We start from the raw sequence: 6,591 nt of genomic DNA, 5'->3' as shown, positions 1-6,591 counted from the left end.
CTACGCAGCCTGCGCCATGCGCTCACGCCCGACGATCGCCGCACCGTCGCCGCACTCCTGGACCCGCTGAGCCGGCACTTTCAAGGCGAGCAGGCCGACCAGGGCAGCCGTGAGCGGCTGGCGGCTGGCCTCGATGCCGTGATGACCCGCCTGATGCAGCGGACCGTCCCGGATCAGGCGACCGACGCGGCGCTTTTGGCTCTGTTCGGCATTCGGCGCGCCATCCTGCCGGCCGGCGGGTCGGTCATGCCCGAGAACCGTGTACAGGAAGCCGCGTGATGCCCGGCGAGATCGATCTCTACGGCATCTTCCTGCCGGCCCTGCTGGTCTATGCGGTGCTGGCGCTGGTGCTGAAGGAGCTCGCCAGCCGCATGCTGGTGCGGCTCGGCGCCTACCGCTTCGTCTGGCATCGCCCGCTCTTCGACCTTGCCCTGTTCGTATTGCTGCTGGGCGGCATCACCGCCCTGGCGGCCCGCATCTAGAGACATCTCCATGAGCCGCTATCTCGCCCGGGCCACCCAGGTGCTGGTCACTCTTCTGGTTGTTGCCGCTGCCGCCTTCGTCGGCTGGCAGCTCTGGGACTATTACATGCGCGCACCCTGGACCCGGGACGGAAGGGTGCGGGCCGATGTGGTGGGGGTGGCACCCGACGTTTCCGGCATGGTCGCGGAAGTGCTGGTGCGCGACAACGAGAAGGTGGCGCAGGGCCAGGTGCTGTTCCGGCTGGACCGGGCGCGATTCGCCCTGGCACTGCGCCAGGCGGAGGCGGCCCTCGCCAGCAGCCAGGCGGCACTGGACCAGGCCCAGCGCGACGTCGAGCGCTACGGTCATCTGGCCGAGGATATCGTGGCCAGGCAGAAGCAGGAGCAGGTCGCCACGACGGCAGCGCAAGCCCGAGCCGCGCTGCGCCTTGCTGAGGCCGATCGCGATCTCGCCGCGCTCAACCTGGCCCGCTCCGAGATCCGGGCGCCGGTGGCAGGGGTGATCACCAACCTCACGCTGCGCCCGGGCGACTACGTCACTGCCGGCCAGGCGGTCACCGCCCTGGTCGACGACGCCTCCTTCCATGTCGCCGGCTATTTCGAGGAAACCAAGCTCGCCCGGATCCGGGTGGGCGACCGGGTGGAAGTCCAGTTGATGGGCGGCGGCGTACCGCTCGGCGGCCGGATCGAGAGCATCGCCGCGGGCATCGAGGACCGCGAGCGCAGCGACGGCCTCCTGGCCAACGTCAATCCGACCTTCGCCTGGGTTCGCCTTGCCCAGCGCGTGCCGGTGCGGGTGGCACTCGACCCGCTGCCGGACGGCACGAGGCTCGTGGCAGGGCAGACCGCGACGGTATCGGTGCTGCCCGCACCCCGCTGACGGGGCAGCCGCTCAGTCGTTCAGGCCGACACAGTCGCCTTCGGCCTCGCAGTCATGGGTGAGGTCTTTGCCGACGCAGCCGCCGTCTTGCAGGGCGAACTCGCCCTGCTCGTCCCAATGCAGCAGGGGTGTGGCGCTCCAGGCCGGCAGGCCATCCGTCCAGGCGTTGAAGCGGGCGGCGTTGTGGATGAACGGGCGGCGGCAGATCCCGACGGTGCCGGTGGTGCGCGTGCCGCTGATGGTCACCCGGTCGTCGGCATGGCCGCGGCCCGCCAAGATGAACTGCGCGTCGCCCACGATCTCGTTCCGCTCGAACCAGACGCCCGAAGCAGGCCGGCCGGCCAGGGTCAGGCGGGAGCCTGGCTCTCAGGTCCGTAGCTTGCGGCCCAGGAGCTGAAGCTGGCGCTCGCAGCTACGGGAGTTGCGGTCGTTGTTGGCGACCCGCAGCGGCTCGCTGATCCCGGCAAAGCGGTTGGCCGCGACCACCACCCGCTGCGCATTGCGCGCGAACACGGCCACCGTGCCATCGTCCAACCCGATGAAGTCGTTGCCGGTGGTCGCCACATCGGCGACGGTCCGATCGACGGTACGCCCGGCCACCTCGGTGTCCGGCTCCTGCCCGGCCTCGACGCAGACCAGCCCGCAGGTGCGAAAGCGGTTGCCCCGGATCGTGACGTCCTGGACGAACTCCTTCGAGGCCGAGTGGTTGAAGTAGCCGTCGAACCGATTGTCGCGCACCACCAGCCCGTGGGTGCCATGGACGCGCAATCCGTAATCCATGCGCACGCCGCCGATGCCGCCGCCTTCGCTGTCCTGCAGGTGGTTGCGGAACAGGTTCCCCTCGACCAGGACCTGCGTGACCGGACTCTCCTCGGTCCCGGCCAGGAGCAGCCCGTAATTGGTCTGCTGGTGAAACAGGTTGCGGCCAAAGGCCAGGTGGTGGCTGTCCGTGACGGTGATGCCGTTGCCGTACTGGTCCGGCTCCACCGTGAACGCCAGCCCTGCCACGCGCAGGAATGCCGACTGGTCGATCTCCAGACCGCTGTTCCGGAACATCGCCAAGCCCGTGCCGGTGGCGGCACGGCCGTCTGCCGCTACCGCCGGTTGCGCCGCCTCGATCCGGATCGGCTGCTCAGGCGTGCCCCGGACCGAGATCCGGGTGTCCGGATAGTCGCTGGGCAACAGGATCACCCGGTCGCCCGGCCGCAGCATCGCCAGCAGCCGGTCCAGAGCCATGGGCGCAGCGGAGCTGCTTCCGTCGCCGGTGCCGGCGGGATCGGCATAGAAGGTGCGCAGTGCCGGCTGCCGGGCTGGATTAGGGGTGAAACCGGCCAGAAGAACGGCCAGGCCGAGGAGCAGCCAGCGGGCCATGGGACAGCTCATCCGCTCTCCCCGGTTTCCGCCGCCAGGCTGCCGCCAAGCGCGGTCAGCAAGGCTGTGCATTTGAGGCGGAGCTCGGCCAGTTCCTCGGCCGGGTCGGACAGGTCGACAATCGCACCGCCGGCACCGATCCGCACCGTGCCGTCTTGCAGCACGGCCGTGCGGATCACGATGGAGAGATCGACGCTGCCGTCCAGCCCGATATAGCCGATGGCACCCGAGTAGATCCCGCGCGGCCGGCCCTCCAGCTCGTCCAGGATCGCCATGGTGCGCAGCTTCGGAGCGCCGGTCATGGAACCGCCCGGAAAGGCGGCCTCGATGCAGTCGATCGGCGAGCTGCCAGCCGCAAGCCGGCCGTGGACGGTCGACACCATCTGGTGGACGGTCGCATAGGGCTCGATGGCGAACAGGCCCTCGACCCGGACGCTACCGGCCTCACAGACCCGGCCCAGATCGTTGCGCAGCAGATCGACTATCATCAGATGCTCGGAGCGGTCCTTGACGCTGGTGGCGAGCTGCCGGGCCAGCATCCCGTCTTCCGCCGCATCCCGGCCCCGACGAATGGTACCCTTGATGGGACGGGCCTCGACCGCGCCATCCGGACCGATGCGCAAAAAGCGCTCCGGCGAGGAGGACAGAACCGCCAGGTCGCCAAAGCGCAGGAAGGCCGCAAACGGCGCCGGGTTGACCTGCCGCAGCCGGCGATAGGCGGCAAGCGGCTCGATCTCGCCGTGGGCCACCAGCTCGTTGGTCAGGCAGACCTCGTAGCTCTCGCCGCGCCGGATCGCCTCCTTGGCCGCGTGGATCTGTGCCAGATAGGTGCGGTCGTCCTGATGCGGGGCAAAGCGCAGCGGCGTTGCCGGCAGGCGCGGCGGGGGGAGGGCAGGGGCCTCCCGGATCCGAGGCGCGATGGCATCGAACCAGGCCGCAGCACGCTCGGCCGCGTCCGTGTGATCGGCTGCCAGCAGGACAATGCGGTCTTGCAGGTGATCGAAGGCGACGATTCGGTCGGCGAAGATCAGTCGGGCATCCGGCGTGGCGGCCTGGTGGGCGGCAGCAGCCCCGGCATCCGCCTTCAGCTCATAGCCGAGATAGCCGACCCAGCCCGGCAGGCACGGCACGTCCAGCCCTGCAGGCCGCTCGATCCGGCGCTCCATGAGCCAGCGTGCGAGAGCGTCGAACAGCCGCTCCTGGGACGGCACATGGTTCACCAAGAGCTCCTGCCCCGCCACGCGGTAGCTGATCCGCTCTGCCAGCGGACCGGACGCGTCGCCCATGAATGACCAGCGGCCGAGCGGGGCGGCGGCAGCGGCGCTGTCCAGCCAGAACGCGTCCGCCGAATCGCCATAGAGGGCGGCAAAGCAGCGCTCGGGCGAGACGCCGCCGGCCAGTTCCCGGGTGAAGATCCGCAAGCCTGACGACGCAGTACGGGCCGGGCGGGAAATCGGCTGCCGTGCCAGCCAGGGCCGGCCTTTGGGGATCTCGGCCAGGAAGTTGCGCAGGAGGGCTGCCCCATTCTCGGTGGCGACCGATTCAGGGTGGAACTGGACGCCGTGGACCGGGCGCTCCTGGTGGCGCAGGCCCATGATGGTGCCGTCCTCGGCAAAGGCATTGGCCACGAGTTCGGCTCCGGGCCGGGTCACCAGCAGGGAATGGTAGCGGATCGCCTGGAAGTGCTGCGGCAGGCCCCGGAACAGGCCGGTATCGTCGTGGCGGATCCGGCTGGGGCGGCCATGCATCACCGTGGCCGCGTAGTCGATGGCCCCGCCATGCTCCACGGCCAAGCCCTGGTGGCCTAGGCATACACCGAGGATCGGCCCGGGGAAGACAGCGAACGCTTGGGCACAGATGCCGAAATCGCCCGGCCGGTCGGGCCGCCCTGGCCCCGGCGAGATGATGACTGCCGCCGGGTCGAGCCTAGCCAGCTCGGCCAGATCGAGCGCGTCGTTGCGCAGCACAAGTGGCAGCTCGCCCGCCACCTCCGCCACCAGATGGGCGAGGTTGAAGGTGAAGCTGTCATAATTGTCGATCAGCAGGATCCGCATCATCGTCGCCAGGGCCGGCCTCGGGGGAGGGGTGGCCGCTGGCGCGGCAAAGCACAAGGGCCACCGCCGATCCTGCTTGCCCTGGCCCCGTTGCCGCGAAACGATGGCCTGGGCTGAACCCGAAGCCGCCGGAGCGACCTGCCGTGCCCCCTGCCTACATCCAACGCCGCGCGCTCCTCCTAAGCATGGCCACGGGCGTCCTGACGGGGCCGGCGCTCGGGCAGGCGGTCGAGGACGACCATCTCCTGAAGCCGGGCCAGTTCACTTGGCATCCGGAGCGTTCGCCGGAAGGGCCGGTGGCGGTGATCGTCTCGATTCCCGACCAGCTCACCCATGTCTATCGCAACGGCATACGGATCGGCGTCTCGACTTGCTCCACCGGCCGGCCTGGCCACGCGACGCCGACGGGGGTGTTCACCATCCTGCAAAAGCAGGTCGACCATCACTCCAACATCTATGGCGGTGCGGAGATGGCGGACATGGAGCGGCTGACCTGGACCGGGATCGCACTGCATGTCGGCGGCCTGCCGGGCTATCCCAGCTCGCATGGCTGCGTGCATCTGCCGCGCGCCTTCTCCGATCGGCTCTACGCGATCACCCGGGTCGGCACGGTGGTGATCATCGCGGACGCGGCCTCGGCACCGGAGGAAATCGTCCATCCGGGCCTGCTGCTCTCACCCGCGGCCGAACGTGAGATCGACGGCGAGCTGCAGGCCAAGGCGCAGCAGAAGCTGCCCATGGCGGGCGCTGCGACCCCGGCTGGTCCCCTGGCGATGCTGGTTTCCTCCGCAGACCAGCGCTTCGTGATCCAGCTCGGCGGCGACACGGTGGCATCGGGTGCGGTGACGATCGCCGATCCGGCCACGCCGCTGGGCGAGCATGTCCTGGTGCTGGCCGGTGCCGGCCCGGACGGTGCGCGGTGGCAGGCATTCCGCTACGGTCAGGAAGCGGGCGGGTCGCCGGAGCCCCGGCCGGAACAGATCATGGCGCGCCTGCAGGTGGACGGGGCAGGGCAGGCGGCGATCGCCCGGCACCTGCACCAAGGCGCCCTCCTGATCACCACCGACCTGCCGCTGACACCCGATCGGCAGAGCGGCAGCGACCTGGTCGTGATCAGCTCATAGCAGCGTCATGGCTGCGGCGTCGGCCGCATGACCCCATCGGCGCCGCGGCGAAGCGGTGCTGGCTGCTTCGGCAAGGGGGCGCCCGGCGCCTCGGCGATGGTGACGCCGTGCGGCCAGTCCGCCGGTGCGATCGCGACATAGCGGGCATAGCCGCCCGTGCCACCCAGCGGCTTGGCAAAGCCGATGGTCACCAGCGCGCCGGTGGGTGGCACCTGGTCCAGGTTGGCGACACCCTCGGCCTGGGTGAAGTGGTTGTGCAGGAGCCAGGCCTCGCCCTCGAGGGTCGGCGTGGCATCGGTATCCAGCGGCTCATGCCCGTGGAACAGGATCCGGCGCTCGAGATGGAGGAATTTCAGCGCGTCGAGCCCGACCCTGGGGAAGGGCTTATCGTTGAAGTGCGCGACGTCGTCCCACTTCTTCGACCAGTCGGAGCGGACGAACACGACCGACCCCTCCGGAATCCGGCCATGCTCCTGCTCGAACGCCTCGATGTCCGCGACTTGGAGCGCGTAGCCGGGATCGGCCGCGACCTTGGCGGACATGTCGATCACGACGAGCGGCCGGATGGCGAAGGTGGGCGGCAGGTCGCTGATGGTGGCGCCATACTCGTCCCAGTGCGCCGGTGGGTCGAGCTGGGTGCCGTACTGGTCGGTCGGCATCTGGTACGCGGAGGCGACGAA

Annotated in this window: 8 protein-coding genes; 4 read left to right on the top strand and 4 right to left on the bottom strand. The window is 69.7% G+C overall.

What is annotated here, in order from left to right; translation table 11 throughout:
• The 3 genes from EQG76_RS20990 to EQG76_RS20980 form a co-directional block, all read left to right on the top strand.
• On the top strand, nt 1-279 hold a 279-nt coding region (locus tag EQG76_RS20990; RefSeq protein ID WP_159716280.1), incomplete at its 5' end, for a hypothetical protein.
• Nucleotides 279-482 carry a DUF1656 domain-containing protein gene (locus tag EQG76_RS20985; protein WP_159716279.1) on the top strand — a complete coding sequence of 68 codons (204 nt, stop codon included), beginning with the start codon at nt 279-281 and terminating at the stop codon, nt 480-482. The genes EQG76_RS20990 and EQG76_RS20985, both read left to right, overlap by 1 nt.
• Nucleotides 483-492: 10 nt before the next feature.
• Nucleotides 493-1,362, top strand: coding sequence for an efflux RND transporter periplasmic adaptor subunit (locus tag EQG76_RS20980; protein ID WP_159716278.1), 870 nt, complete (start codon nt 493-495; stop codon nt 1,360-1,362).
• Nucleotides 1,363-1,374: 12 nt separating this feature from the next.
• Here the strand turns inward: EQG76_RS20980 and EQG76_RS20975 are convergent, their stop codons facing one another.
• From EQG76_RS20975 to pabB, 3 genes are all read right to left on the bottom strand, one after another.
• On the bottom strand, nt 1,375-1,659 hold the full coding sequence (locus tag EQG76_RS20975) for a hypothetical protein (RefSeq protein ID WP_159716277.1): 285 nt from the start codon (nt 1,657-1,659) through the stop codon (nt 1,375-1,377).
• A gap of 69 nt (nt 1,660-1,728) precedes the next feature.
• Nucleotides 1,729-2,745 (bottom strand): right-handed parallel beta-helix repeat-containing protein, encoded by a 1,017-nt coding sequence (locus EQG76_RS20970; protein WP_159716276.1) that lies wholly within the window; start codon nt 2,743-2,745, stop codon nt 1,729-1,731.
• Nucleotides 2,742-4,790, bottom strand: coding sequence for an aminodeoxychorismate synthase component I (gene pabB, locus EQG76_RS20965; RefSeq protein ID WP_200840990.1), 2,049 nt, complete (start codon nt 4,788-4,790; stop codon nt 2,742-2,744). Before pabB ends, EQG76_RS20970 begins: the two co-directional genes overlap by 4 nt.
• Nucleotides 4,791-4,930: 140 nt before the next feature.
• On the opposite strand from pabB, the gene EQG76_RS20960 reads away from it, so the two are divergent.
• Complete coding sequence (locus EQG76_RS20960) at nt 4,931-5,911, top strand: L,D-transpeptidase (protein WP_200840989.1); 981 nt, start codon at nt 4,931-4,933, stop codon at nt 5,909-5,911.
• 5 nt (nt 5,912-5,916) lie between these two features.
• On the opposite strand, the gene EQG76_RS20955 is transcribed toward EQG76_RS20960, so the two are convergent.
• On the bottom strand, nt 5,917-6,591 hold a 675-nt coding region (locus EQG76_RS20955; protein ID WP_159716275.1), incomplete at its 5' end, for a cyclase family protein.

This window comes from Geminicoccus flavidas, assembly GCF_009806515.1.
Taxonomy (GTDB): Bacteria; Pseudomonadota; Alphaproteobacteria; order Geminicoccales; family Geminicoccaceae; genus Geminicoccus; species Geminicoccus flavidus.
Note: the sequence above shows the minus strand (reverse complement) of the source record. Positions and strands in the feature narration are given on the sequence as shown.